Below are 26,008 nucleotides of genomic sequence, written 5' to 3' on the forward strand. Positions count from 1 at the left end.
TCTGCTGTTATAGGAAAATACTGAATATATATTCATTCCATGTCTTTCCCTCCATTATCGCGCTATGCCATTGTGGCCACAGGCGTCCTGCTCTGTACTGCCAACGCGACTGCCGGCATCACCTACAAGCTATCCCAACCCCAGGCGTTGCCGGGACAAACCGTCGACATCACTGGCGTACTCTTCAACGACACACAAGATTCCCTGTCGTGGTCCCCGCCCCACGAGCTGGTCATCCAGTGGCGCGGCCAGGACGGCCAGGTCATCCGCAGCCTGGCGCAACTGGCCGACGGCTCCGGCGAAATCACGCTTCCGGTCAATAACTTCGTGACGCTGGTCTGGCACGCGCAGGTGCCAGCCGGCCTGACTGGCCTGCAGGCCGTAAACGTGGAAGGTGATTCCACACTCATGGCGCTGGACACTGGCGTCATGACCCAGGTGGCCTCCGCGCCCGCCACAGGGCCCGTCGTGGATACTGGCAAGGTCAGTGCAGACGGACAGTCCAACCCGCCCCTGCCCGCCACGACCGTGGCTGAAGCGCATGCATCGCCATCCAGCGGTCCGACGCCCGTTGCGGTACAGGCATCGGGCTCCAACGCGGCCTTCGACAACTTCCGCAATGCCTTTTCGCCCTACGAACCCGTGTACTTTGACCTGGGCAACAACAACGGGCGCAATGCGCGCTTCCAGCTTAGCTTCAAGTACCGCCTGTTCCAACCCGAGGATGCCAGCAACCCGTCATTCGTCGACAACTTCTATCTTGCCTATACCCAGACATCGCTGTGGGACCTGTTTTCGGATTCGCACCCATTTGTGGATACCTCGTTCAAGCCCAGTGTGTTCTGGCGCAAGGATGCATTGTGGGAATCGCCGGGACACAACTGGTTCACAGGCCTGCAATCGGGGGTGGAGCATGAGTCCAACGGCAAGGACGGCGACGACACGCGTTCATTGAATTTCGTCTATGTACAGCCCGAATTCAATTACCGCTTTTCAGGCGGCAGCACGCTGACCTTCGCGCCCAAGATCAAGTCCTACTTCAGCATGGACGAGAATCCCGACTACAGCGACTATTTCGGCCATGTCGACTGGAAGCTGCGCTGGGCCCAGGACAACGGTCTGGTGCTCAGCGGTCTATACCGCCAGGGGCATGGCGGACACTACGCCACTCAGCTAGAAGCGGCATGGCCGTTGCGCCGCACGCCGCTCAACATGAACGGCTATCTGCATGTGCAGTACTTCAAGGGCTATGGCGAGACGTTGCTGGACTACAACCACAAAGTAGGGTCGCAGATACGCATCGGCCTGGCGCTGGTGCCCTGACTTGCATGCGCGGCGTGTGGCTTGGGTACGGGCGCCGCTGCCGTGCCCGGACAGGGCTGTAACTGTGTCGCGTCTACAGCTCCAGATAGGCCTGCCTGACCGATTGGTTACCGGCCAGTGCAGCCATACTGCCCTGAAAGCGGATTACACCCTTTTCGAGCACATAGGCCCTGTCGGACACGAGGCGCGCAAAATGCAGATTCTGTTCTGACAGCAAAATACTGACGCCCCGGCGCTTCAGCGACAGTATCATATCGGCCATCTGCTCCACGATGACCGGCGCAACGCCTTCGGAAGGCTCGTCCAGCAGCAGCAACCGCGGATTGCCCATCAGAGTTCGGGCCACGGTCAGCATCTGCTGCTCGCCGCCGCTCAGCGCGCCGGCCCGGCGCCGCGCCAGCGCGGCAAGATGCGGAAACAATGCAAACACATCTTCCACGGCCCAGTCCGTCGCACCATGCCCGGCCTGCGCGTCGCGTTCGGGCTTCCGGCGGCCGGTAAGTAAATTCTCGACAACCGTCAGCTCGGTAAATATTCGTCTGTCCTCGGGCACATAGCCCAGGCCGAGCCGTGCTATTTCATGCGGCTGGCAGCGTGCGATGTTCCTCCCCAACAGGTGTATGCCGCCTTCGCGCGCCGGAATCAGCCCCATGATGGCCTTGAAGGTGGTGGACTTGCCCGCGCCGTTGCGGCCCATGAGCGCCACCACCTCGCCCCGCTCCGCTTGCAGATCTATATCGCGCAGGATATGGGCCGCCCCATACCACGCATTCAGGCCGCGCACCGCCAGCAATGGCGTCAACGCTGTCGCCCCTCTCTCCTCTTCCCGTAAGCCCGCACCTGCGCCTGCTTGCGGATCGGAATGGACTGTGGCCGCCCGCGGTGCGCACGCTTCCGCCTCGGTGCGGTTCGAGGGGGCCGCCGGCGTCAGCGCCGGCCGAGTATCGTCATCCTGGAATGTGGTGCCAGTGCCGAAATACACTTTGCGCACCTGGGGGTCGCTGCGCACTTGCGCAGCATCGCCTTGCGCGATGAGGCGCCCGCGCGCCAGAACGAGAATGCGGTCGGCATAACCGAACACCACGTCCATGCTGTGCTCCGTAAACAGCACCGCCATCGTCCGCTCTCGCGCCAGTGCCTTGACACGCTTCATGAGGGCATCGCGCTCAGCCGCTCCCATGCCGGCCGTGGGCTCGTCCATTAGCAGCAGCCGCGGCGCGCCCGCGAGACTCATGGCTAGTTCCAGACGCTTGACGTCGCCATAAGCCAGCTCACTGCAAGGGCGCGCGGCCTGGTCTCGCATGCCGACTTCCTCTAACAAGTCCAGTGCTTCGCTTCTATACAGGCTGCTCGCGCGCCGCCAGCAGGACCAGATGCGCCCGCGATGCGCCAACAGGGCGGCCTGAAGGTTTTCACTGACGGTGAGCGAGGTGAAGGTGGCAGCGACCTGGAAACTGTGCCCTATGCCCAGCCGGGCAATGCGGTGCGGTGCCATGCCCATCAATTCATGCCCGTCGAACTGTACCGAACCAGCCGTGGCGGCCAACTGCCCTCCCAGCATGTTGAACAAGGTCGATTTGCCTGCGCCATTGGGCCCGATGAGCGCCACCATTTCACCCGCATCCAGCTCGAAGCCAACGCCATCCACCGCGCGGTTGCCGTCGAAATCGCGGGCCAGGCCCCGTACATGCAACAGCGTCATGGCCGCCCCTCCCGCCGCTTCAGAACTGCGGCCCAGCCGGCGATGCCCTGAGGAAATGCCAGAACGACCAGTAAGATGACCAGACCGAAGAGCGCATGCCAGTATTCGGTCACGCCCACAAAGAAATCCTGGAGCACTGTGAAGACGGCGCCCCCGATCACCGGCCCCGATAGCGACTGGATGCCGCCCAGCATGACCATGACCAGCGCTTCCACTGACTTGCCCACGGTCATGACTTCCGGCGATGTACCGCCCTTGGCAAAGACATACAGCGCGCCCGCCAGCCCGGCCAGGGTACCCGCCGCAACAAACGATACCCATTGAATGCGCCTGACGGGCATGCCGCTGGCGCTGGCCCTGAGCACGGAATCGCGCGTGGCGCGTAGCGCCATGCCATAGGGCGAAAAAGCCGCGCGCCTGACCAGGATCACCGCCGCCGACACCAGCAGCAGCGTGAAATAGTAATAGCCCCTGCCCGACAGCCAGTCCTCGGGCCAAACACCGAACAGGCCGTTGGAACCGCCGGTTACGTCATCCCATTGAAAGGCAATCGACCAGATGATCTGCGCGAAGGCCAATGTCAGCATGGCCAGGTAAACGCCCGTGAGCCGTGCACCCAGCAGGCCGAACAGCATGGCGGCCACGCAGGCCAGCATCGGCGCCAGCGCAATGGCGGGCAGCATGCCGACACCCGCTGATTGAAACAGCAGCGCCGCGCCATAGGCGCCGAGCCCGAAATAGGCCGCATGGCCGAAGGAAGGCATGCCGCCCAAGCCCATCATGGCATGCAGGCTGACTGCGAACAATATAGCGATCAGCACATCCTGGGCCAAGATGGGCAGATAGGGCAAAATACCGTCGAGCAGCGGCAAGGCCAGCAAAGCCGCCAGCGCCAGCGCGGCAGCCAGGCGGCCAGCGCCGCGAAGGGAAGCGAGTGGCGCGGCGGGCGGCCCGATGTGACGCGAGATGGCCAGCGGTCTGCCGCACAGCCCCCAAGGCCGCACCGTCAGCACCACGGCCATGAAAATGAACTCGATCACGAGCGTGAGCCGAGGAAACGCAATAGAAATGCCCCCTATTTCCACCACGCCCAGGCTGATGCACAGCGCCTTGAGCTGCGCAATGATGACAGCCGCCAAATAGGCCCCTGGAAGCGAGCCCATGCCGCCCACCACCACGACCACAAAAACATCTCCAATAATGCTCAGATCAAGCATGAGGCTGGCCGGCTGCCGCGGCACCTGCATGGCGCCGCCCAGGCCCGCCAGCAAGGCGCCAAAGGCAAACACGCCCGTGAACAGCCAGGCCTGGTTCACGCCCAGGGCGCCAAGCATTTCGCGGTCCTGCGTGGCGGCGCGCACCAGCATGCCCCACCGTGTGCGCGCCAGCACCCACCAAAGCGCCAGCAGCACGGCGGGACCGACCACCATCAGCAGGATATCGTAGACGGGCAGATAGCGGCCCAGGATGGGCAGGGAACCCTCCAGGCCTGGCGCCAGCGGGCCAAGCAGGTCATCAGGCCCCCATAGCCATAGCGCAAGATCGTTGAACAGCAGAACCAGGCCGAAAGTCGCAAGCAGCTGGAACATTTCCGGCGCCTGGTAAATGCGGCGCAAGAGCAGGATCTCGATCAGCGCACCCAGCACGCCAATGACAAGTGCCGCGGCTAGAATAGCCAGCCAATATCCCGGCGCCGTGTTCCCCCAGGCGGCCACTAGCGTATAGGCGACATAAAGCCCGAGCATGTACAGCGAGCCATGGGCAAAATTGACGATACGGCTGACGCCGAAGATCAGCGACAAGCCTGCGGCAACCAGGAAAAGCGAAGAAGCTTCGGCCAGGCCATTGAGCACCTGAACGACGAGACCGGAAAAATGCATGAGTCAAGGCAAGAGACGCTCCGCACGAACGCCTCTTTCCATCCTAGTTCGCCGAATCAGGCCGCCACGCCCGAACCTGCGCATCGTCAGGCTGCACGCTGGCGCCATCGACATACCGGAAGTCGGTCATGACGCCGTGGCCATCCTTGATGGCCAGGCTGCCCACATAAGCGCCCATGGTTGACTGATGATCTATGCCTCGATACATGATGCGCCCGAAAGGCGTGTCCACCTCCAGCCCCTTGAATGCCTCTATCAGGGCATCGGTGTCGGTGGAGCCGGCCTTGGCAATGCCAGCGGCCAGCGACTTGATCGCGTTGTATCCCACGACCGTGCCCAGGCGGGGATAGTCGTTGAAGCGGGCGCGGTAGGCCTCCAGAAACGCCTTGTGCTCCGGTGTGTCGATGGCGTACCACGGATAGCCGGTCACCACCCAGCCTTCGGGCGTTTCATTACCCAGCGTATCCAGGTACTCGGGCTCGCCCGTGAGGAGACTGACGGCCGACAGCCCCTCAAAGAAATTGCGCTGGGATCCTGCACGGACAAATTTAGTCAGATCCGTGGCAAACAGCACATTGAACAGCGCATCGGGCTTGGCGTCCGCCAAGGCCTGCACCACATTGCCGGCGTCGATCTTGCCCAGTGGGCTCGCCTGTTCAGCCACAAACTCGACATCGGGCTGTGCCTGCTTGAGCAGCGTCTTGAATGTGGTCGCGGCGGACTGGCCATATTCGTAGTTGGGATAAACAATGGCCCAACGCTTCTTGTGCATTTTTACCGCCTCGGGAATGAGCATGGCCACCTGCATATAGGTGGAGGCCCGCAGCCGGTAGGTGTAGCGGTTGCCGTCAGCCCAGACGATCTTGTCCGTCAATGGTTCGCTGGCGAGGAAAAATCGCTTCTTGTGCTTGGCGAAATCGGCCACCGCCAGGCCAACATGGGAGAGAAACGTGCCCGTCAGCACATCGACCTTCTCGCGCGCGAGCAACTCCTGCGCGGCGCGCACCGCATCGCCGGGGTTGGCGTTATCGTCGCGTATCACCAACTCAAGCTTGCGGCCATTGACGCCGCCGGCCGCATTGATTTGCTCCAGCGCCAGCTCCATGCCGTTTTTATATGGCCCGAGAAAGGCGGGCTGCGCCTTGTAGCTGTTCAACTCGCCTATGCGAATGACGTCCTGGGCGGCGATCGCGCAAAAACTGGCAATAGCAAGAGCGGTGCCGGCAAGAAGCCGGGAAGTAAGCCGGAAAGATATATGCATGATGAAATCCTGGGCGGTGGCTGAGAAAGGTCAATGAGCCGCACAGGGAATCAGGCTGCGTGCCCCGACGACGAATAATTATGCTAACAGTGAGCATAATTATTCGTCAAGCCACTATTGCAGGGTCGGATCATGAAAGTCCATTACACTAGACCTCCTGAATTTTTCTTGCAATGCATGCGGAACCTGACCTTACTCTTCATTGGCTGCAGCCTGGTGCTTTTGACGCTGAGCCGCTGCATGCTGGCCGCCTGGCAATGGCAGCGCGTCAAACAGGCGGGTGGGCTGTGGCCCATCATTCGCGGCGGTGCGCGCATCGACGCCAATCTCATCGCTACGCTGGCCGGCATTCCGCTGATTCTTTCACCATGGTTCGGTGATTCATCCCTTGCGATCGGCATCACCCGTGGGTGGTTCATGTTCGGATGGGTGCTGATGGTTCTACTGGAGGCATCCACCCCGCAATTCATCGATGAATACGACACCCGCCCCAATCGCCTGTACGTCGAATATCTGAAACATCCGCGCGAAGTTTTCGGCATGCTCTGGAAAGGCTACAAGGCTACCCTGATCGGCGCTGTGGCCGTGATCGCGGCGCTCGCCTGGCTAGCCTGGTGGCTCTTTCATCGCGCGCAACCCGATGCGTCCATGGCCTGGTGGCAAGGCATTCTGTTTTCCGTCGCCGCCGCCGCCGTCGTGGCCCTGGCCATACGCGGCACACTCAAGCACCGTCCCATCAACCCGTCCACGGTTGCCTACTGCGCGGATAGTATGCTGAATACGCTGCCGCTCAATTCGCTATACAGCGTGGCCTACGCCATCTACAGCATGAAAAACGAGCGTTCGGCCACGCGTGTATACGGCCATATGGATAGCGAAGAGTGCAATGGCCTCGTCTTGCGGGAGGCGGGCATCGGCCAGACCCGGCAAGACATACCCAGCCTGCATGTGCAGCATCCTGCGCGCCGGCGCGAGCGCCCGCTCAACCTGGTGATGATCGTCGAAGAAAGCCTCGGCGCGCAGTACATTGGCAACCTGGGCGGCGCGGGCTATACGCCCTGCATCGACGCGCTGGCAAAAGACGCATGGAACTTCACCCGCGCCTATGCGACCGGCACACGCTCGGTGCGCGGCCTGGAGGCGCTCTCAGCCGGCTTTCCACCCACTATTTCCGACGCCGTCCTGCGTTTATCGGGTGCCCAAAGCAACTTCTTCACGCTGGCGCAACTGTTGCGCCAGCATGGATACCATTCCCGCTTCATCTACGGGGGAGAAGCCCATTTCGATAATATGAAGAACTTCTTCCTTGGCAACGGATTCGATCATGTGCATGATCTGCCCCACTTCCAGGAACCCGCTTTTGTAGGCACATGGGGCGCCAGCGACGAAGATATGTTCAATGAGCTGCACCGTCTGCTGCTGAATGACGGCGACCAGCCCACTTTCACGCTCGCATTCTCCGTGAGCAATCACTCCCCATGGGAGTACCCCGAAGGGCGCATCACGCCGGAAGGAGATCCGCGCAGTGTCTCCAACACCGTGCGCTATGCCGACTGGGCCATTGGCCGGTTCTTCGAACAGGCACGCACATCGGACTACTGGAACAATACGGTTTTCTTGCTGGTTGCCGACCATGACGCCAAGGTCGGAGGCGCCCGCCTGGTGCCTATGCGTCACTTTCATATCCCCGCCATGATTCTGGGCGCGGATGTAGAGGCGCGGCGTGATGACCGTATCATCAGCCAGATCGATCTGCCGGTCACCCTGCTCTCGCTCATGGGACTGGAAACCGAACACCCCATGCCTGGCCATGACCTGACACAGGGTGGCGGCGGACGCGCGATGATGCAATATAAAGAGAACTACGGCTACCTGCAGGGTGACCAGCTCGTTGTGCTCGAGCCGCATCGTGGTGCCACTCAGTACCGCTATCAGGCTCCCGACGTCTTCGATCCGGTAGCCCTTGATGAAACGCTTGCGCGCGTTGCATTGGCCCACGTACTGTGGCCCAACCAGATCTACAACGATCGCGCCTACACCCTCCCCCACCTCCAGACCTGAAGGATATCGCCCTCGTGCCTGCCGACCCGGAACCCCCGTCCGCCCTATTCTCCCATGAGTCTCGGAGGGTACGATGATGGACTCGCTGATAGTGCTGCTCACCGATCCGGAAGCATGGATAGGTCTGCTCACGCTGGTCGTGCTTGAGATCGTCCTGGGTATCGACAATCTGGTCTTCATCGCCATTCTCGCCGACAAGCTGCCGCCCGCCCAGCGCGACCGGGCACGCCTGATAGGGCTGGGCCTCGCGCTCATCATGCGGCTGGCGCTGCTCTCGGCCATCTCATGGATGTTCCGGCTTACGCAGCCCTTGTTTTCACTGGGCCCATTCTCCTTCGCCGGGCGCGACCTCATACTGATCGTAGGAGGCTTTTTCCTGGTGCTCAAGGGCACAATGGAGATGCACGAGCGTGTGGAAGGCAAGCACCACGGCATGGCGGGCCCACGCGCCTACGCCAGTTTCTGGATTGTGGTGACGCAGATCGTCGTGCTGGATGCGGTTTTCTCCCTGGATGCGGTCATCACCGCGGTCGGCATGGTCGATCGGATCGAAGTCATGATGGCCGCCGTGATCATTGCGATCGGTATCATGCTGGTTGCCTCCAAGCCATTGACACGCTTTGTCGGCGCGCATCCGACGGTCGTCATACTGTGTCTTGGCTTCCTGCTCATGATAGGCTTCGCGCTGATTGCGGAAGGCTTTGGGTTCAAAGTGCCCAAAGGCTATCTGTACGCCGCCATCGCTTTCTCGGCAGTGATCGAGGGCCTTAATCAACTTGCCCGGCGCAAGCTGCTCAGCATGGAAACCATGCGGCCTATGCGTGAACGTACAGCCGAAGGCATACTGCGCATGCTTGGCAAGCGCCCGCCCAATGTGGACACACCCGTCGATCCTGAAACACCCGCAGCCGCCGAAGCGCCCTTTGGCGTCGAAGAACGCAATATGGTCAGCGGGGTACTACGCCTGGCCGACCGCAACGTCCATTCCATCATGACGCCGCGCACCGACATCAGCTGGGTGGACCTGAATGATGACCCAGAGGACATCCGCCGCGAGATCCGCGAGACGCCGCATGGCTTCTTTCCCGTCTGCCGCGGATCGCTGGATGATGTCGTGGGCATAGGACGGGCCAAGGACATCATTGCCGACATCCTCATGCGCGGCGCGCTGGATGAGCGCAAATTGCGTCCACCCATCATCGTGCATGAAACCGTGCGCATTCTGGACCTCATCCAGACCCTGAAATCCGCCCGCGGGCAGCTGGTGCTGGTCATCAATGAATTCGGCGCCGTGGAAGGCCTGGTCACGCCCATCGATGTGTTCGAGGCGATCGCCGGCGACTTCCCCGACGAGGATGAAACGCCCGACATCATCGTCGATGAGGAAAACCGCTGGATAGTGGACGGCGCGGCCGACATGCACCAGTTCGAACAGGCCCTGCAGATCGAAGGCCTGATGGAAGACACCGACGAATACAGTACGCTCGCCGGCTACCTGCTGAGGCAGTTTGGCCGCCTGCCCGCACCGGGGGACGAAGTCGTCGTGGATAGCCTGCGCGGCCAACTGCGCTTCGATGTGCTCGAAATTGAAGGCCGACGCATCGCCAAGGTACTGGTGGAGTTGCTGGCGCGTCAGGATGCCGAGCACGGCGCGGAAAGCGACGACGTCGGAGGCCCCCACAGCTGATGACTGCGCATCAGGGCCGGGGCGCGCGCCCCTTTTGTGCTATATTGTGCGGCTATTGCAAAAACGTCGGGGCGTAGCGCAGCCTGGTAGCGCATCTGGTTTGGGACCAGAGGGTCGAAGGTTCGAATCCTTTCGCCCCGACCACACAAAAACGGGCACAAACCGTGAAATCAAGAGCTTACGCCATCTTGCGCGCAAGCTCTTTTTTCTTGTCCGATACATTTGCGGTAAAGCGCAATTGCGTTCAACGAGCCAACATACGCCGCATGCAATCTCGTGCCGACCGCATGATGCAAATTGCAGGGGCGTGGGTTCGCCAACCCAACCCATGCCCTTGCGTGCCGAACAACAAGAACACGCAGGCGCATCTTCAATGCAGTAATCTAGTCTCCGCGAGGAACACTCGGGAGGCAGTCATGGCAAACTATCTTGCCGCATTGACCATAGTACTCATGCTGGGCATGGTACTGGCGCGGATCGCCTTGATGAGCGCAAACGGCATCAAGGCCTTCCGGTTCGGCGAAACGGACAGAACAGACTTTCTTATTCCGCCTTTCGCTCTGCTCTATTTCTATCTCGTGTTCGCCCAGGCCTTCCATTGGCCCAGCATCAGCAGGCAAGAATTCCTGCCCTTTGAGGCAGTCGGCTGGATAGGCGTAGCGCTTTGCCTGGCCGGATTGCTGTTATTGCTATGGAGTCTTGTTTCATTCGGACGAAGCTTCCGGGTGGGTATCGATGAAGACAGCCCCGACCGGCTGGTTACCACAGGTGTGTTTGCCCTTAGCCGCAATCCGATTTACGTGGCTTTTGCCGTTATATTGCTGGGACAGTTCCTTATTTTTTCCAACTGGATCCTCCTCGCCTATCTTGGCGCTGGATTCTGGCTTTTCCACCGCCAGGTATTGCGGGAGGAAAAATTCCTGAACAAGCAATATGGCCAGGCCTACGCCGACTATTGCCAGCGGGTCAGGCGATATCTGTAAAGCAAAGCCCGCTTATCCACCCGCCACGCCCAGCGCATCTTTCAGCAAGGCAACCCGCGGATTAACCGGCCCCTTGCGGAAAATCAACGCCACCACGCTGGAAGGCGGCTCGGGAAACGCGCGTATCCGCTTGATTCGTCCCGTTTGCGATTGACGGTGCAGGGGTATTGCTTCAGGCACGATACCGACGCCCAAACCGTCGGCAACGAGCTGTACCCTTGTCGTCGGACTGGTGGATTCGATTACAGGCAGCGGCACGGGCACGCCAGCGTGCGTGAAACAGTCTTCAATGAGCTTGCGGCCCATAGACCCTTCGGCTGGCATCACCCATGGCTCCCGCGCCAGACTAGCCCAGCCCACCTGCCTCGCACGAACAAGCGGATGCGCGGTGGAAGCCACCACAGCGTACTGCACCTCAAACAGTTTGATGAATTCAAACGCCCCCGCGTCGGACTCCAGCATCTGAAGTGGAAAGGTGGTGACCAGCGCATCGAGTTCGCCCCGCTGCAATGCGCGGATCAGGGCGGGTACAGGCTCCTCCAGTAATTGCACCCGGATCGGCATCTCTCGTTTCACCAGCTTGGCAACAACGGCGGGCAGGTACGTCTGCGCCACAAACGGCGGTGCGCCTACCCGGATCTTGGCCTGGAAGCGATCCGCGGTGACCGCCTCGGAACGAAGATGCGCAAGCTCTTTGAGCAGAAGCCTCGCGCCGCGAAGCACAGCTTCCCCCTGGACGGTCGGCGTCAAGCCGCGCGCGCTGCGGAAAAACAATGGGAAGCCAAATGCGTTCTCGATTTCCGCCAGCGCCTTGCTCAGGGCTGGCTGAGTCAGACTGAGCGCCTGGCCGGCGGCGCGCAGACTCCCTCTTGCCTGCACCTCCGTCAGTAAACGCAAGTGCCGAAAACGCAGCTTCGCCACCAGATGATCCGGCTCCATCGAAGCGTTCATCAACTAGATATAAAACATAAAGTTATCGATATATAAAAATATATCACTTTTTATATTCACCTCGATAACCTATTCTGCAATGCACTACAAGGAGACGCCATGCAACGCCGCCATTTCTGCCTGGGTGCCCTGTTTGCCAGTCTGGGCTTCAACACCACCGCGCGGGCCACGCCGGCGAGCTACCCGTCCCGGGCGGTCCGCATCATCGTGCCCTATGCTGCCGGCGGGGGGCCGGACGTCATGATGCGCCAGTTCGGCCCCAAGCTCAGCGCGGTACTGGAGCAGCCCGTCGTGGTTGAAAACAAGGTCGGAGCCGGCGGCGTGCTGGCGGCGCAATATGTCGCCCAGGCCGACGCTGATGGCTACACCGCCTTGCTGGGATCAAACTCGCACCTGATCCAGAAAGCATTGCAACCTGATCTGGCTTTCGATCCGCTCAATGATTTCCTGCCTGTCACTGTCATTGCCACCTCGCCCACCGTGCTCGTCGTGTCTGCCAGCTCGCCTTATAAAACCCTGCAGGATCTTATTTCCGCATTGCGCGCCAATCCAGGCAAACTGAATTTTGCGTCCGGCGGCGTCGGATCAGGGGCGCACTTGGGTGGCGCAACCTTTCTCTCCCTGCTGCACGCGAATGCTGTTCATATTCCTTTCAAGGGTTCAGTCGAAATTCCAGTCTCACTCACGCGTGGGGACACCGATTTCGCATTCGCCATTGCAGGCACCGCCATTCCGCAGGTCGAGGACGGCAGGCTGCGCGCCTTGGCCGTGTCCAGCCGCGATCCCATGCCTCAGCTGCCCAACGTGCCCACGCTTCACGGCATCCTGCACAGCGAGCTGGCGATCCAGGAATTCTGGTTTGGCTTCTGGCTGCCCCAAGGATCGCCGCCCGAGGCGGTGAATAAACTCTTTGCCGCCACAACCACAGCCCTCCAGGATCCTTCGGTAAAGCGCAAGTTTGCAGCAGCCGGAACCCGCGTCATCCAAAGCGATAATCCACAAAGCTTTGCAAGCTTCATACAAAGCGAATATCGCAAATGGGCCGAGATCATCAAACTCACCGGTGTCACCGCCGGCTGACGGAGTGCGCTTCATGACAAAACCGCTCGAAGGCGTGCGCGTGCTGGATCTATCGCACGTGATAGCCGGGCCCCTCGCTTCATTCTATCTGGCGCAACTGGGCGCCGAGGTCGTCAAAGTGGAACCGCCATTGGCTGGCGAAGTGCTGCGCTCCATGAAAGATGAGGCTGATACCGATACGCCGACCGGGTTTTCAGCCCTCAACGCAGGCAAGCGATCACTGGCGCTGGATATGAGAACGCGGCAGGGCGCCGAACTGCTGCGCACACTCGCTGCCTCTGCCGATGTGTTCATCGAAAACTTCCGGCCAGGTGTGGTCGCCCGGTACGGGCTGGACTACGCCACCATCAAATCCATCAAGCCCGACATCATTTACTGTTCCATCTCGGGTTTCGGTCAACAAGGCGACTGGTCGCGGCGCGGCGCCTACGATCATGTCGTTCAAGCCTTGACCGGCATGATGATGATGTCGGGGGAGGGAGACGACGCCCCGCCGCTCAAGGTGGGCTTCCCGGTCATCGATGTAGCCGTAGGCATGCTCGGCGCCCTGTCCATCGTTTCCTCGCTGCATCGCCGCGCCCGCGACGGCGTCGGGCAGTATATCGACGCCTCCATGGTCCAGGCCTCCCTGATGCTGATGTATCCCAACGCCTGCTCCTATCTGAGTGACGGAACAGCAACACGACGGGTTGGCAATCGTGGCTATACCGGCAGCCCCGCCGCTGATACATACCGATGTGCCGACGGATGGCTGGCGGTCGCGGCAAACACCCCAGCCCAGTTCCGCAAGCTCGCTGCCGTCATCGGAATAGAAGATTTATGCAGCGATGCACGGGCCCTGAATCTTGCCGCATTCAATCGCCCCAATGGCTTCGTGGTGCCGAACGATCAAGACTACGTTGTCGGTTGTTTGCGCAAGGCATTTGCGACCCGCAGCGCGGCAGAGCTGGAAGCGCTGCTGGGCCATGTCGGCGTGCCCGCTGCCAGAGTAAGAAAACTTGAAGAGTTTCTCGATGAGGTGGACGCCACGGCGTGCGTGAACCTGCCAGATTACCGCTTCCAGCAGGCCGGCCGCGAAGTAAGGTCGCGGGGTATCGGTTTCGCGCTGGAACAGGACGGCGAACCCACCCAGGCCGGCGCGCCATCGCTGGGCCAGCACAGTCGCGCCGCGCTGGCCGATGCGGGCCTGGATGATGACACCATCACCGAACTCGAGCGCGTTGGTATCATTCGCACACAGGTCGAAGCCGCCACGCCGCCGACCTCCTGACAATTTCAATACCTGGAATAATCGATGACACAACTTTTACAAGGCCGGATTGCCATTGTGACGGGTGCGGGCCGCGGTCTCGGCCGGGCGCATGCGCTGGAACTTGCCCGCCACGGCGCCAAGGTGCTGGTCAGCGACCTGGATGCCGACCGGCCAGGCGCCGATGCGCTGGCCGTCGTAAACGACATACGCGCGGCCGGCGGCGAGGCGCACGCACGCAGCGCCGATGTAACAGACCCACTGCAGGCTCAGGCAATGGTGCAATCGGCCATCGAGCAATGGGGCCGTGTGGACATTCTGGTGAACAACGCGGGCATTCTGCGCGACAAGACGTTTGCAAAGATGAGCCTGGATGATTTCCGGCTGGTCATGGAGGTGCATTTGATGGGCGCGGTGCACTGTACCCATGCGGTCTGGAACAGCATGCGTGACCAGAACTACGGGCGCATCGTGATGACCACTTCCTCTTCGGGGCTCTATGGCAACTTCGGGCAAGCCAACTACGGGGCGGCAAAAATGGCGTTGGTCGGCTTGATGCAGACACTCGCCCTCGAAGGCGAACGCTACGACATCCGCGTCAACTGCCTTGCCCCCACGGCTGCCACGGCCATGACCGAAGGGCTGCTTGAAGCCGAGGCGCTCAATATGCTTTCACCGGCCGCAGTGAGCCCGGCTGTGGTAGTCCTCGCAGCGGAAAACGCTCCAACCCGAACCATTCTGATGGCTGGCGCAGGAGGTTTCGAACAAGCGAACATCACCATGACGCAAGGCATATACCTGGGAAAGGCAGAGTTGTCGGCAAGCAGCCTGATCCACCGGTTGGACGAGGTTTCCGACCGTCGGGGAGAAACCATACCTGCCACTGGATTCGATCAACTGCGCCATGAAGTCGCCAAGGCTCGGACGGCCTCGCCGCAGACCAGTTCACGCGCCTGAACCTTCCGTGCGCTCCGCTTCGCGCCCAGGCGGCAACTACGAAATAGTACGCGTTCGTAAATTTTGTTGAGTTATTCCCTCCCCCAGCCTATTATCTCGTCCACAATAAGCAGGGCGATGCCGGGGGGAAGATGGACCAGTGGAAGAGCTGGTTGGACCGGGCTTTGCGCGAATTCGAGGCACTCAAGGCCGAGGAACGTGCATTGCTTGACGCATTGCGGGAAGCGGAGCGCACGGAAGACTTCGCCTTGCGAATCAGGGCGCGCGAACAATGGTTCGAGGCGCGCGCTAAGGTGATTACCCTGAACGAACAGATCGTTCAGCATCTGAATTCCCAACCGCCCAGGTAAACAGCCGTCGAATATCCCTGCCCCCAAACCCGTCCGGCCTCACCGTCTTGAACCACTCCCGCGATTTCGCTGGCTGACCTGGTCCTGACTGGCACCGATCTGGCTGGTGTGCCCATCCTTCTTGCTGCGATTCTGCTGATCGCCGTGGCTCTTCTGATCTTCACGCCGGGTATCGTCATCCTTGGGTGCGGGTTTATCGTTTGCCATCATGTAAGCTCCTTGAGCGCCGGCAGGCCTTTTGCCGGCTGCGTGGGTATGGCTGGATCCGCAGCAAAATATGTGCCGCATAAGCGACACTGGGCCGCATGACCGGCGCTTATGTCGCATTCGCCGCATGAAATGAAAATACTTGTTGACCTGTCCTCCGAAAAGGCCTACTCTTGCGCGAGGTAGATAGTTAGTTAGGTTAGTTTCGAGTCAGTTTGCACAGTTACAAGTTGTAGGTGCCAATTCAATATCTTTACGCCTGGTGACCCTGCCAAACCGGAGCATTTCGCTCTTAATCAACAGGAATAAAGCATATGAGTAATCAACGTGAATTCGGCATCGTAAAATGGTTCAACAACGACAAGGGCTTTGGCTTCATCTCGCCAGAAGCCGGCGGCAAGGATCTCTTCGCCCACTACTCTGAAATCTCCGGTAGCGGCCACCGCTCCCTCGAGGAAAACCAGCGTGTGAGCTATATCGCGGCGGCGGGCCAGAAGGGCCCCCAGGCAACAGCGATTGAAGTCGCGTAATAAAGCGATTGCAGTGAATAAAGGCCCCTGACGGGGCCTTTATTATTTTGGCCCAGGAAACAAGCGCAAAAAGCCGCAACGGCTCATTGCCCGTTTCAGGCCCATGCCGCCGGACATGTTTCCGCGCGGCTGAATCCCCCCACACCCTCCCGGCACCCTGTTCCCCGGGTTCGCTGCCGCATGGCCGCAGCGCACTCGCACCCTCAAATGGGTTTTTCCCTCAAGCAGCCAGGCAAACATCCGCGTTTATCTTTTTCGGCGCCGAAGCTTCATGGCGTGAGCGCCCTGCGCCGCAGCGAATATCGCGACCGCTTGTTCGTTTCACCATGCAAGCCACTGCCGGGACAGCGCCAGCCTGAGCCTAACCACACACCATCGCCTGCCTGGCGAATAGGGTGTGTCGTGACAGGCATACCTCAGTGTATGAGCATCGCATCCGCAGTTGGCTATTTTGTTGCCCTCTGTTCAGAACCCACTCAATGTACATCCGATTCAAGCTTCGCCTACTGGCCTTGCTGCTTTCAAGCGCTTACGCTGCGCATCCTCCCGCGTCCGCGCAGGCAGAAAATCATGCGGAACGCGACGATCAATCGTCCGTCAACGTGAACGGCCAGAAGCCTGACAAGGCGCATTCACTCAATGCCGCACGCAAGACCGGGCGTGTTTCAGCGCTGGACGACATCGTGGTTACCGGTACGCGCAGCATCGACGAAAAAGGTCATGACGACGTCTACGAAAAGGATATCGCCAACGCCTATGTAGATCGCGCGTATCTGGAGCGGCACAAAGGTGTTTCCGTGGGCGACGTATTTGCCGGCATGAACGGGGTCTACAACACCGACAACCGCAACGGCGCCGCGCTCTTTCCCAATATTCGCGGTTTGTCTGGAAATGGGCGCATACCCGTCACCGTCGATGGCGTAGACCAGTCGCTTGATGTGTGGATGGCAATGCGTGGCATAAACAACCGCAATTATGTCGACCCCAATATGTTCCGCAACATCTCGGTGGAGAAAGGCCCTGCCATAACGCGAGGCATGAAAGGCGGCATCGGCGGCTCCGTGGCCATACGCACCATCGAGGCGTCCGATATTATTTCACCCGGCAACAACTGGGGCATGGAAATCAAGCTCAACACTGCCACCAATTCCGTCCAGGATTCCTCCGACCCCTACAGCATAGTCGGCAAGGATTACCGAGACATCCCCGGTGCAATCACCGCAACCACCTGGGCCACCCCAGGTGTGGCATTCACCGAACCATGGGTTCAAATGCGCGAACGCTCCGATGTCCAGCGATTCAATCACCATAACCGAAGGGCCTTCCTAAGCGGTGCCTATCGGCATGAATATTTCGACGCCATGCTTGCATACAGTAATGCACGTCGGGGCAACTACTTCGCGGGCACAAAGGGCGCCGACGATTATCTTTCAAATACGGCACCCATCGTCGACTTTATGCCGCAAAACCTCTATCCCAACCTGGCACGGCTCTTTGCCCCCGGCTACGAAGTCCCCTACACCAGCACCCATAACAGCAGCACGCTGTTCAAGAATAACTGGCACCTTCCCAATGGCCAAAAGCTCAGCCTGGGCATGAGCCGCAATCAGCTCGACTTTGGCGAGCTGCCGCCGGCACTTGTCGAACTCTTCCTCAACATGAGCGATCTTGATCCGGATATCAACTTTGCGCGCACCCGCTTTCAGTACCCTTATCCGCCCACACAGGTCGATCAGAAAACATACCGGCTCAACTATGAGATAAAACCGCAAGACACCCGCTGGCTGGATTTGCAGTTTTCTCTCTGGCGCGCTGTGAGCAACAACAAGCGCTACCATACCGGCGATGCCACGTATCAAGTAGGCGCTACCGATCTACTGTGGGACACATGGGTGTTCTGTAAAACCATTCAACGCATCCAATGCCAAGGCCTGTACGGCATGGGTACCATCGACCCTGTTCACCCGCCACCGCGGCAACCCAACACCGACAACCAATACAACGTATTCATAGGCACCCTTCAACACACGCAATCCACCAAAACAGGCATAGACGTAAGCAACCGCTTTCGCCTGAACGACAGGCTTACCCTGACCGCCGCCGCGGACTGGCAGTACGAGCGCAAGACGGACTACATGCCGATTGAAACAGCGGTAATAGGCGGTGGAATAACCGGCACTGCATTCGGTCCAGCATCCGGGCGGCGCCAGGAGTACGGAGCGGGCATGAATCTAAGCTGGCGCGCGACCGACAGGTTGCAGATCAGCGCTGGAACGCGTTACGGCGCCTATTGGGGATTTGATGACGAAACAAACAATCGTCTCGCAAAAGAGGATAAACGCTGGGCAAAAAGATCAATCAACACACACCAGCTTATTCACTATTCACAAATCGTCAGCGATGAAGAGCTGGCGATGCATAAAAAGCTCTTTACTGCTATACAAGATGAAGAATGGGTAAAGTTGGCGGAAGAGTATCTGGCGTACATGGAGGCGAATCATTTCCATTCCATGCAGCGGGATTATAAAACCGGGCTCCAGTGGTGGTTCGTGCGATGGCCCGTACCGCTGCACGACGGCAAGGCTGACCGCAAACAGAATCCATTCCATAACGGGCAGATCAATCTTTCCGAAACAGTCGAAAACCCGCAAGGTGTCCCCGGCGTCTACAAAAAACACAGATCTTTGGGTGGTATTCCCCACAGGTTTAAATCGATCAAACCAGATGATCCATGGGAGCGTCCTGAAAAGCAACGCAGTCATGCGTGGACGTCACAACTGACAGTCTCCTATCAACTGAATGAGCGTGCCCGCATCTATACACGCGCAGCCAGCATGGCACGCTTTCCAAGCATTCTGGAAACCGCCAACCGACGCAGTATTGTCGGCGAGTTTCCGTATACACCTAGGCCAGAGCATAACGAGGCTTGGGAGATCGGCTACGTGCACGACCTGAACAACCTTTTACCTCACTTGCGGGTGGCCGATATCAAACTTAGCTACTACCACAACACCATACGCAATTTTTATGATCGAACCGAAAGCATGACTACCCTGCAGTTCGACCGCAAGATCATGAGCGGTCTGGAGATGCAAAGCCGCTTCGATGCCGGCCTATTCTATGGCGGATTGGCCGCCACCTTACGCCTGCGGCAAGACATGTGCGATGCCGACTATGCCGTGCAACTCGACCCCGCTCGCGGTCGGTGGCCTAAATGCGTTCCCGGAGGCTTCGCTGGGACCATGGCCTTCTACAGCCTGCAGCCCAAATACTCGATAAACGCTGATCTAGGCACCCGCCTGCTGCAAAACAAGATGGACATTAATGTCCGGATGCGCTACCACAGCCGTACCGAAAACAATAGACTTGAACGCATCGTAATGCGAGATGCTGATCGCGACCTGTATCTCTGGTCCACGCGTCCCTTTTACTGGAACAACGTCATGCTGTTCGACCTGTCCGCTGAATACTGCATCAATCGCTTCAGCAGTGTTCGGCTATCGATCGACAACCTGACCGACCGGTATTACCTGGATCCATTGGCCAGGGTAGCCCAGCCGGGCCCGGGACGTACGGTAAATCTGGACCTCGCCTTGCGATACTGATGGCTGCCAGCCCTTTTGCTGGCGCCAATGTTCTTCCTGTTGTTACGGAGATGCAGTATGAAGAAGTTTATGGTTGCCGCCACCACACTTGCACTGACCGGCGCATGGGTTGCGGTGGCGCAGGCCGCCAATGTCCAAGGCAGTTCATCCAACAATGCAATGCTTGTCATTGACAAATCGGATTTCCCGCCTTTCGTCAACCCACTAGAAAAAGCGGGGCTTCGCGTGAAATACGAAAACGATAAAGAATCCGGCACCATCGATATCTTCGGCGGCCCGGTCACGCAGGTTCGCAATGCCGCCAAAGCCAACGAGGCAGGGGCCTTCTTTGCAAAGCTCCCCCTGTTGCCCATCTTCAATGTTGCCCAGGTTTGGTATAACGACCAGAACCCCACAGCCAATGTTTACAGCATTCGCCAACTGATGAAGCCGCCATTCGGCGCTTGGCCTGAGTTCGGCGGACTGGTCGTGGGCCAGGTCAAGGGCACCGAAAGCGGCCAGGGCGTCTACTTCGGCGAGTGGTCCAAGGCCGTCAGCACACCCACCCAAAGCGACAGTACCGACCTGCATATGACTGCTACCGACCGCATTGTCTGGTACGTGGGCGACAACGCCGTCACCACCATGCCAACCCTGGTCAATGCCCAGTACAAGGTGGTTGGCATACACCTGACGGGAACCAACGACAATCTGCCGCATGCGCCCAATCTGTACGGCGGCACGCTTACCGCCAACTACAGCGCAGGCCATGGTGCAATAACCGGCGCCATTTCGCGCGGCAGCCACAACGTGGACTTCAACGGTACGGCCATCTTCGCAGACGGCACTTTCAAAAAAGACCAGCTAATAGAAGGTCGTTTCTATAACGAGGCCGCTGCGCTGGCGGGCATTTACACCGGCGGTGCCGCAAATGAGCACATCGCTTTTGGCGGTAGCCGCTCCAATTAACCTCTGCCCAACCATGCCTGCCATGGCATGACAACCGGGGCCGGTTCGCCGGCCCCTTTATTTTCCTCCTCTGGCACTTGCAGGCCAATGTCCGGCTGGCAATCGCCAGGCATCCCTCTGCCCGACATGCCGCTAACGCCATTACTTTCGCACCGCCTCGCTGTCGTGCTGGCTGCCTTGTTGGCCAGCCTCGCATCGATTACCGCCAGAGCCGGCGATGACGACAATCGGTTTCTCATGAAGCACAGCCGTCTTGCGGCGCAATACCATGCCATAGCACAGCCCACCAGTGTGACCGCTCCGCCCGGCACCGTACTGCACGAAGGCCGGATCCATGAGGTGGGCACGCACCCAGGCGATCTTGAGTCCGCCATCTATATGTCGCTCAATAGCGGGCAATGGGAGAAGGTGGCTGAGTTCACCAGCCGTTATCGCCTCCTGCGCAAACACCGCCATGCCCTGGTCGACATGGCGGACGCGCTCCATGCCCGCCACCGCGGGGACTATCGCACGGCCTTGCGGAAGATGCAGGCGGCGCATAACGCCGAGCCCAAAGACGTCCGCATTCAGCTGGAGCTCGCCCGTCTTTTATTCGAGGACAACCAGGCCTCCAGCGCCCACGATTTTTTCATGCTTGCCCGCTCTGGCGGCCTGCCCCATCACGCCAGCGACATGGCGCGGCAATATCTGGCGATGCTGGACGCCCGCGCTGGCTGGCATGGCGCTGCGGCAATTGGCCTGGGCCATAACAGCAACATCAATCAGGCCAATGGGCGCCGCAATTGCCTGACAACACATAGGGACATCTGCCTGCTCGAACGCCGCATGCCCAAGCCCGTCAGCGCCGGCATGGCAAGCTACGAAATATCGCTGGAACGCCGCTTCAACCTGCGCGGCAACCATAACCTGCTCGTGCAACCCATGGGTTATGGCAGCCGATACCGCCAGGGAAATGCCCCAGGCAACAACGCCAACGCACGCTACAGCAGTCATATTTCGCTGATGTATCTCGGCTATCAATATCTGGATGCGCGCACTGATATTCGTGTACTTCCTTATCTGGAACACCATTACCAAGATGGTCGAACCAGCCATTTGGCTGGCGGCCTGCAGATCGACTGGCGCCACGACTTGAGCAGCCGCTGGCGGATGGGCAGCCAGCTCGATGCCAAGCGCTACCATTACAGCAAGCCGGCGCAGCTGTTCGCCGATGACAATACGCAATACCAGGGCGGTGTGTTTGCAGCCTACATGCCAACCCGGTCCATGTCCATCCATGCAGGCCTGGATATAACACGCAGAATATTTGCTGTGTCCCAGGCCAGCAACAAGGAAGTGGCCTTACACGCGGGCGTATTTCATGCACTCCCAGGCAGGCCAGGCATATATCTGAATGCACATGGCATCAGGCGCCGAAGCCGGAACGACGCATTCGATGGCTTTCTCGGCGCCCGGCGAACCGATTCACAACAGGTCTATATCGCCGCCATCGGCGCCCAAGCCTGGCAACTGGCCGGCATGACGCCAGAGCTGCGCATACGCCATGTCGTGAACCGCAGCAATCCGACCTGGGCATTCAGCTATCGGCAGACAGAGGTCATCCTGCAGTTGCGCAAGAGAATATAAGGCACTCATGCGCGCAAATTGCCACAACGCGCTATATTCGTTGACATAAGCGTATCGTGACTGAGCGGACCGCTTCCCGCGGCAATACGCCGGAACACCTAAACTGGCGTTCCCTACGCATACGCCGCAGACGCAAGGACAATGCATGGCACGGATATTGATTGTTTCGAATCGGGTAGCCCCAATCACGGAAGGCCAGGTATCCACCGGAGGCCTGGCTGTGGGTGTACTCGATGCACTGAAAAAGACCGGTGGCATATGGATGGGCTGGAACGGCAGTGTTGGCAGCAAATCCGGCGACCCGTGCTCGCAGGATGAAAACGGCAATATTTCACAAATCACATGGCCTCTGTCCCAAAGGGATTACGATACCTTCTACCGGGGCTTCGCCAATGGCGTGCTGTGGCCGGCATTCCACTTTCGCTCCGACCTCATTCACTTTCGCGACGAGGACTACGAGGGCTATCGGCGAGTCAACCGTCTTTTTGCCGAACAGATACAGCGCGTGGCCAAGCCTGATGACTTGATCTGGATACACGACTACCATTTTCTTCCGTTGGCCCAGTACTGCAGAGAACTTGGCCTGAAAAACAGGCTAGGCCTGTTTCTGCACATTCCTTTTCCCAGCCCCCCGATTTTTCGCACCATTCCCAACAACGATGCTCTGGCCCGCGACATGCTGGCATATGATCTCGTCGGCCTTCAGACGGCGGGCGACCGCAGGGCGCTGCACGACTACTGCGAGCGATGTCTGGGCGCATCCAGTACCGATGGAGCAATAACGCTGGATGGCAAAGTCACCCGCACCGGCGTGTATCCCATCGGCGTATGCCCCGAAGACATCCAGCATCTGGCCCAGGAACATAAAAACAGCCGTGAAGTGGTCAAGCTGAAATCGGGCCTGCAGCACCGCAGGCTCATCATCAGCGTCGACCGCCTGGACTACAGCAAAGGTCTTATAGAGCGCTTCCGCGGTTTCGAGCGCCTGCTCGATACGCGCCCGCGCTTCAGAGGAGCCGTGTCGTTCGTTCAGATTGCACCGCCATCCCGCACTGACGTGCATGGATACCGCAGCCTCCGGCAAATGCTGGAGCAAACATCGGGGCGCATCAACGCGCGCTGGACGGAGTTGTCCTGGACGCCGATACGCTATATGAACCGGTCCTTCGATCGACCGACACTGATGTCGTTTTTTCGCGCATCGCAGGTCGGCCTGGTGACCTCTCTGCGCGACGGCATGAATCTGGTGGCCAAAGAATACGTTGCCGCACAATCGGAGGACGACCCGGGCGTGCTGGTGCTCTCGGAGTTCGCCGGCGCCGCCGATGAATTGGCCGAGGGCGCACTCATCATCAACCCGCACGATACAAGCAGCATGTCCAAGGCCCTGCAGGCCGCGCTGGATATGCATGCAGCCGAGCGCAGACAGCGCCATCAAACCATGATGCAGGTTCTCAAGAAGAATGATCTCATCGCGTGGCGCGAGCGATTTCTCAGCGACCTGGAAAATCCGCCGTCAGGCGGGTAGGTGTCAGGCGTTGTCCGAAGCGCCCGACATGGCGCCGGCCTCAACGATCCGTTCAATCCAGCCTGGCAGCGCATCTTGCGCGGCCAGGCGCAGCCGCGCCGACGTAGCCCCCGGCCCGATCTTGACGCTGGTGCCGCCCAGGGCATTGGCTTCCCGAAAAGCGGTCTCATCGGTCGTATCATCGCCAACCATCAACGGCTTTCTTCCTGCAAAGGGTATATCACGCATCAGATATGACAAGGCACGCCCTTTGTCCACGCCCGGGAGTTTGGCTTCCACCACCATTTTGCCAGGCAGCAGCTCGAACTGAGGAAATCTGCTTCGCACTGTTTGCATGATGCCTCGCACGGCATCCGCCGCCTCCGGTGCCTGCCGGTAATGCACCGCAATACCAAAATTCTTGCGCTCGAGCAACACGCCGGGCATGCCCCCCAGCGATTCATCCAAGGCATCTGCCAAGGCGCGCACAATACCCGCCGCATCATTGGCAGGCGCATGGATATTCCCGCTGCTGTCGCGGATGATGGCCCCGTGCTCGGCACCCAGGGGCAATACCAATGGCTGCAACAGGACATCGAGCGTTTCCAGCGGGCGGCCAGAGATGACGGCTAGCGCACCGCCCGCGATGCAGCCAAGGCGCTCGAGCATGCCGAGCGTGGCGGGCGGCACACTGGCCTGCTCCGGGCGTTCGGCCAATGGCGCCAACGTGCCATCCAGATCGAAGAAGAATGCCCAGGCTAAGGAATCGGGGATAAAGTCTTGCAATGCGCGCATTGATAGATAGTAACGCGGTATTGCTGTACATTCTGCTGTTGTCCATGCTTATCTTGCCCCTGGAGGTGACATCATGCAATGCCCTACCCTTTTTCGGCGCAATCCTGGCCGGCTACTTTGCACGGCAGCCCTCTGCCTGTCTGGCCTGGCACTATCAGCCTGGACGCCCTCCGCGCTCGCCCAAGCGCCGGCACAGCAGAAGATCCAGGTTCCCGGCTACTATCGCATGATGCTGGGCGATCTCGAAGTCACGGCACTCTACGATGGCTATGTGCCCGTCAGTTCTTCATTGCTCAAGGGAGCCTCCGCCCAGGACATCCAGAATCTGCTCAACGGCATGTTTGTTCCCATGCGAAACAAGGGCGCGCAGACTGCAGTCAACGGCTTCCTGATCAATACCGGCAGCCATTTGATTCTCGTTGACGCCGGTGCCGCCAGCTGTTTCGGGCCTACACTGGGCGCGCTGCCGCGCAATCTGGAAGCCGCGGGCTACGAGCCCGCCCAGGTCGATACCATTCTGCTCACGCATCTGCACGGCGACCACGCCTGCGGGATCACCACAGCGGAGGGAAAGGCTGCCTTTCCCAACGCCACAGTTCATGTATCTGATGACGAGGCGGCCTATTGGCTGGACGAGAATGTCGCCGCCAAGGCACCGGAAGATAAGAAAGGAGGTTTCGTCCTGGCGCAAAAAGCTGTGGCGCCCTACAAGACCAGCGGCCGGCTTGCGCTGTTCACACCCGGCGATGAAGTTGCACCCGGCGTCAAGTCCTGGCCTTTGCCTGGACACACACCAGGGCACGGCGGCTATCTCATTGGAACAGGCAACGATCAGTTGCTTTTCTGGGGCGATGTCATACACAGCCATGCTGTGCAATTCAGCCATCCCGAAGTGGCCATCGAATTCGATGTCGATCCGGCCAAGGCCATCGTTTCGCGCAAGGAAGTGCTTGCCGACGCGGTTGCCGACAAGCTTTGGATCGCCGGCGCACATTTGCCTTTTCCGGGCATAGGCCATGTGCGCAAGACCGACCAAGGGTATGACTGGGTGCCGCTCGAATACACGCCGCTATAGCCGTATGGGCATGCAGCAGCCGTTACGGCGGCACAATCGCTCAGCCTGTATTCAGCATCGCTACAAAGCGTATCGGCGCCGCCGCAAGGCGGCACACAAGATCATGTTTCCTATGGAAATTGGTGTGCAGCCCATGTTGCAGATCATTACCTTGTGATGACCAAGAAAGCGCGAGCAACGTGAACCAAGCGAAGGGCGGCGGTTCTCAGGTGCCAGGGCATCCGCATCGGT

At 59.5% G+C, this 26,008-nt stretch carries 20 protein-coding genes and 1 tRNA gene; 15 read left to right on the top strand and 6 right to left on the bottom strand.

Going from position 1 to position 26,008, the window contains the following annotated elements:
* The first annotated feature begins 39 nt into the window (after positions 1-39).
* Positions 40-1,323: a phospholipase A gene (locus ERD78_RS17085; RefSeq protein WP_129970784.1), complete on the top strand. Its 1,284-nt coding sequence runs from the start codon at positions 40-42 to the stop codon at positions 1,321-1,323.
* Positions 1,324-1,396: 73 nt separating this feature from the next.
* Here the strand turns inward: ERD78_RS17085 and ERD78_RS17090 are convergent, their stop codons facing one another.
* Genes ERD78_RS17090 through ERD78_RS17100 form a run of 3 tightly spaced genes read right to left on the bottom strand, consistent with a single transcriptional unit; the run spans position 1,397 to position 6,166 of the window.
* Entirely contained in the window at positions 1,397-3,025 is a 1,629-nt protein-coding gene (locus ERD78_RS17090) for an ATP-binding cassette domain-containing protein (protein ID WP_129970786.1), read from the bottom strand.
* Complete coding sequence (locus ERD78_RS17095) at positions 3,022-4,905, bottom strand: ABC transporter permease (protein ID WP_129970788.1); 1,884 nt, start codon at positions 4,903-4,905, stop codon at positions 3,022-3,024. Before ERD78_RS17095 ends, ERD78_RS17090 begins: the two co-directional genes overlap by 4 nt.
* Before the next feature lie 43 nt (positions 4,906-4,948).
* The gene (locus ERD78_RS17100) at positions 4,949-6,166 is read right to left on the bottom strand and encodes an ABC transporter substrate-binding protein (protein ID WP_129970789.1); all 1,218 of its coding nucleotides are present in this window, start codon (positions 6,164-6,166) and stop codon (positions 4,949-4,951) included.
* A 177-nt stretch (positions 6,167-6,343) separates the two neighbouring features.
* On the opposite strand from ERD78_RS17100, the gene ERD78_RS17105 reads away from it, so the two are divergent.
* From ERD78_RS17105 to ERD78_RS17120, 4 genes are all read left to right on the top strand, one after another.
* On the top strand, positions 6,344-8,227 hold the full coding sequence (locus ERD78_RS17105) for an LTA synthase family protein (protein ID WP_129970791.1): 1,884 nt from the start codon (positions 6,344-6,346) through the stop codon (positions 8,225-8,227).
* Between the two features lie 73 nt (positions 8,228-8,300).
* The gene (locus tag ERD78_RS17110; protein ID WP_257216560.1) at positions 8,301-9,914 is read left to right on the top strand and encodes a TerC family protein; all 1,614 of its coding nucleotides are present in this window, start codon (positions 8,301-8,303) and stop codon (positions 9,912-9,914) included.
* A 67-nt stretch (positions 9,915-9,981) separates the two neighbouring features.
* Positions 9,982-10,058, top strand: a tRNA-Pro gene (locus ERD78_RS17115).
* 272 nt (positions 10,059-10,330) lie between these two features.
* On the top strand, positions 10,331-10,897 hold the full coding sequence (locus ERD78_RS17120; RefSeq protein WP_129970793.1) for a methyltransferase family protein: 567 nt from the start codon (positions 10,331-10,333) through the stop codon (positions 10,895-10,897).
* Positions 10,898-10,909: 12 nt separating this feature from the next.
* Here the strand turns inward: ERD78_RS17120 and ERD78_RS17125 are convergent, their stop codons facing one another.
* Positions 10,910-11,848 carry a LysR family transcriptional regulator gene (locus ERD78_RS17125; protein ID WP_129970795.1) on the bottom strand — a complete coding sequence of 313 codons (939 nt, stop codon included), beginning with the start codon at positions 11,846-11,848 and terminating at the stop codon, positions 10,910-10,912.
* A gap of 99 nt (positions 11,849-11,947) precedes the next feature.
* On the opposite strand from ERD78_RS17125, the gene ERD78_RS17130 reads away from it, so the two are divergent.
* From ERD78_RS17130 to ERD78_RS17145, 4 genes are all read left to right on the top strand, one after another.
* Entirely contained in the window at positions 11,948-12,928 is a 981-nt protein-coding gene (locus ERD78_RS17130; RefSeq protein ID WP_129970797.1) for a Bug family tripartite tricarboxylate transporter substrate binding protein, read from the top strand.
* A gap of 13 nt (positions 12,929-12,941) precedes the next feature.
* Positions 12,942-14,198, top strand: coding sequence for a CaiB/BaiF CoA transferase family protein (locus tag ERD78_RS17135; RefSeq protein ID WP_129970799.1), 1,257 nt, complete (start codon positions 12,942-12,944; stop codon positions 14,196-14,198).
* A 24-nt stretch (positions 14,199-14,222) separates the two neighbouring features.
* Complete coding sequence (locus tag ERD78_RS17140) at positions 14,223-15,134, top strand: SDR family NAD(P)-dependent oxidoreductase (RefSeq protein WP_129970801.1); 912 nt, start codon at positions 14,223-14,225, stop codon at positions 15,132-15,134.
* A gap of 131 nt (positions 15,135-15,265) precedes the next feature.
* On the top strand, positions 15,266-15,484 hold the full coding sequence (locus ERD78_RS17145; protein ID WP_129970803.1) for a hypothetical protein: 219 nt from the start codon (positions 15,266-15,268) through the stop codon (positions 15,482-15,484).
* A gap of 39 nt (positions 15,485-15,523) precedes the next feature.
* On the opposite strand, the gene ERD78_RS19815 is transcribed toward ERD78_RS17145, so the two are convergent.
* Positions 15,524-15,694: a hypothetical protein gene (locus tag ERD78_RS19815; RefSeq protein ID WP_167668975.1), complete on the bottom strand. Its 171-nt coding sequence runs from the start codon at positions 15,692-15,694 to the stop codon at positions 15,524-15,526.
* A 311-nt stretch (positions 15,695-16,005) separates the two neighbouring features.
* On the opposite strand from ERD78_RS19815, the gene ERD78_RS17150 reads away from it, so the two are divergent.
* The 5 genes from ERD78_RS17150 (at position 16,006) to otsA (ending at position 23,928) form a co-directional block, all read left to right on the top strand.
* Positions 16,006-16,221, top strand: a complete 216-nt coding sequence (locus ERD78_RS17150; protein WP_129970805.1) for a cold-shock protein — start codon at positions 16,006-16,008, stop codon at positions 16,219-16,221.
* Between the two features lie 479 nt (positions 16,222-16,700).
* Entirely contained in the window at positions 16,701-19,826 is a 3,126-nt protein-coding gene (locus ERD78_RS17155) for a TonB-dependent receptor domain-containing protein (RefSeq protein ID WP_129970807.1), read from the top strand.
* Positions 19,827-19,883: 57 nt separating this feature from the next.
* Positions 19,884-20,774, top strand: a complete 891-nt coding sequence (locus tag ERD78_RS17160; RefSeq protein WP_129970809.1) for a Slam-dependent surface lipoprotein — start codon at positions 19,884-19,886, stop codon at positions 20,772-20,774.
* Positions 20,775-20,861: 87 nt separating this feature from the next.
* Positions 20,862-22,400 carry a surface lipoprotein assembly modifier gene (locus ERD78_RS17165; RefSeq protein WP_167668976.1) on the top strand — a complete coding sequence of 513 codons (1,539 nt, stop codon included), beginning with the start codon at positions 20,862-20,864 and terminating at the stop codon, positions 22,398-22,400.
* A gap of 145 nt (positions 22,401-22,545) precedes the next feature.
* The gene (otsA, locus tag ERD78_RS17170; RefSeq protein ID WP_129970813.1) at positions 22,546-23,928 is read left to right on the top strand and encodes an alpha,alpha-trehalose-phosphate synthase (UDP-forming); all 1,383 of its coding nucleotides are present in this window, start codon (positions 22,546-22,548) and stop codon (positions 23,926-23,928) included.
* 3 nt (positions 23,929-23,931) lie between these two features.
* On the opposite strand, the gene otsB is transcribed toward otsA, so the two are convergent.
* On the bottom strand, positions 23,932-24,702 hold the full coding sequence (otsB, locus tag ERD78_RS17175; protein ID WP_129970815.1) for a trehalose-phosphatase: 771 nt from the start codon (positions 24,700-24,702) through the stop codon (positions 23,932-23,934).
* Between the two features lie 73 nt (positions 24,703-24,775).
* On the opposite strand from otsB, the gene ERD78_RS17180 reads away from it, so the two are divergent.
* Positions 24,776-25,777 (top strand): MBL fold metallo-hydrolase, encoded by a 1,002-nt coding sequence (locus ERD78_RS17180; protein WP_129970817.1) that lies wholly within the window; start codon positions 24,776-24,778, stop codon positions 25,775-25,777.
* Positions 25,778-26,008: the final 231 nt, after the last annotated feature.

Source organism: Allopusillimonas soli, from assembly GCF_004153445.1.
GTDB classification, from domain to species: Bacteria; Pseudomonadota; Gammaproteobacteria; order Burkholderiales; family Burkholderiaceae_B; genus Allopusillimonas; species Allopusillimonas soli.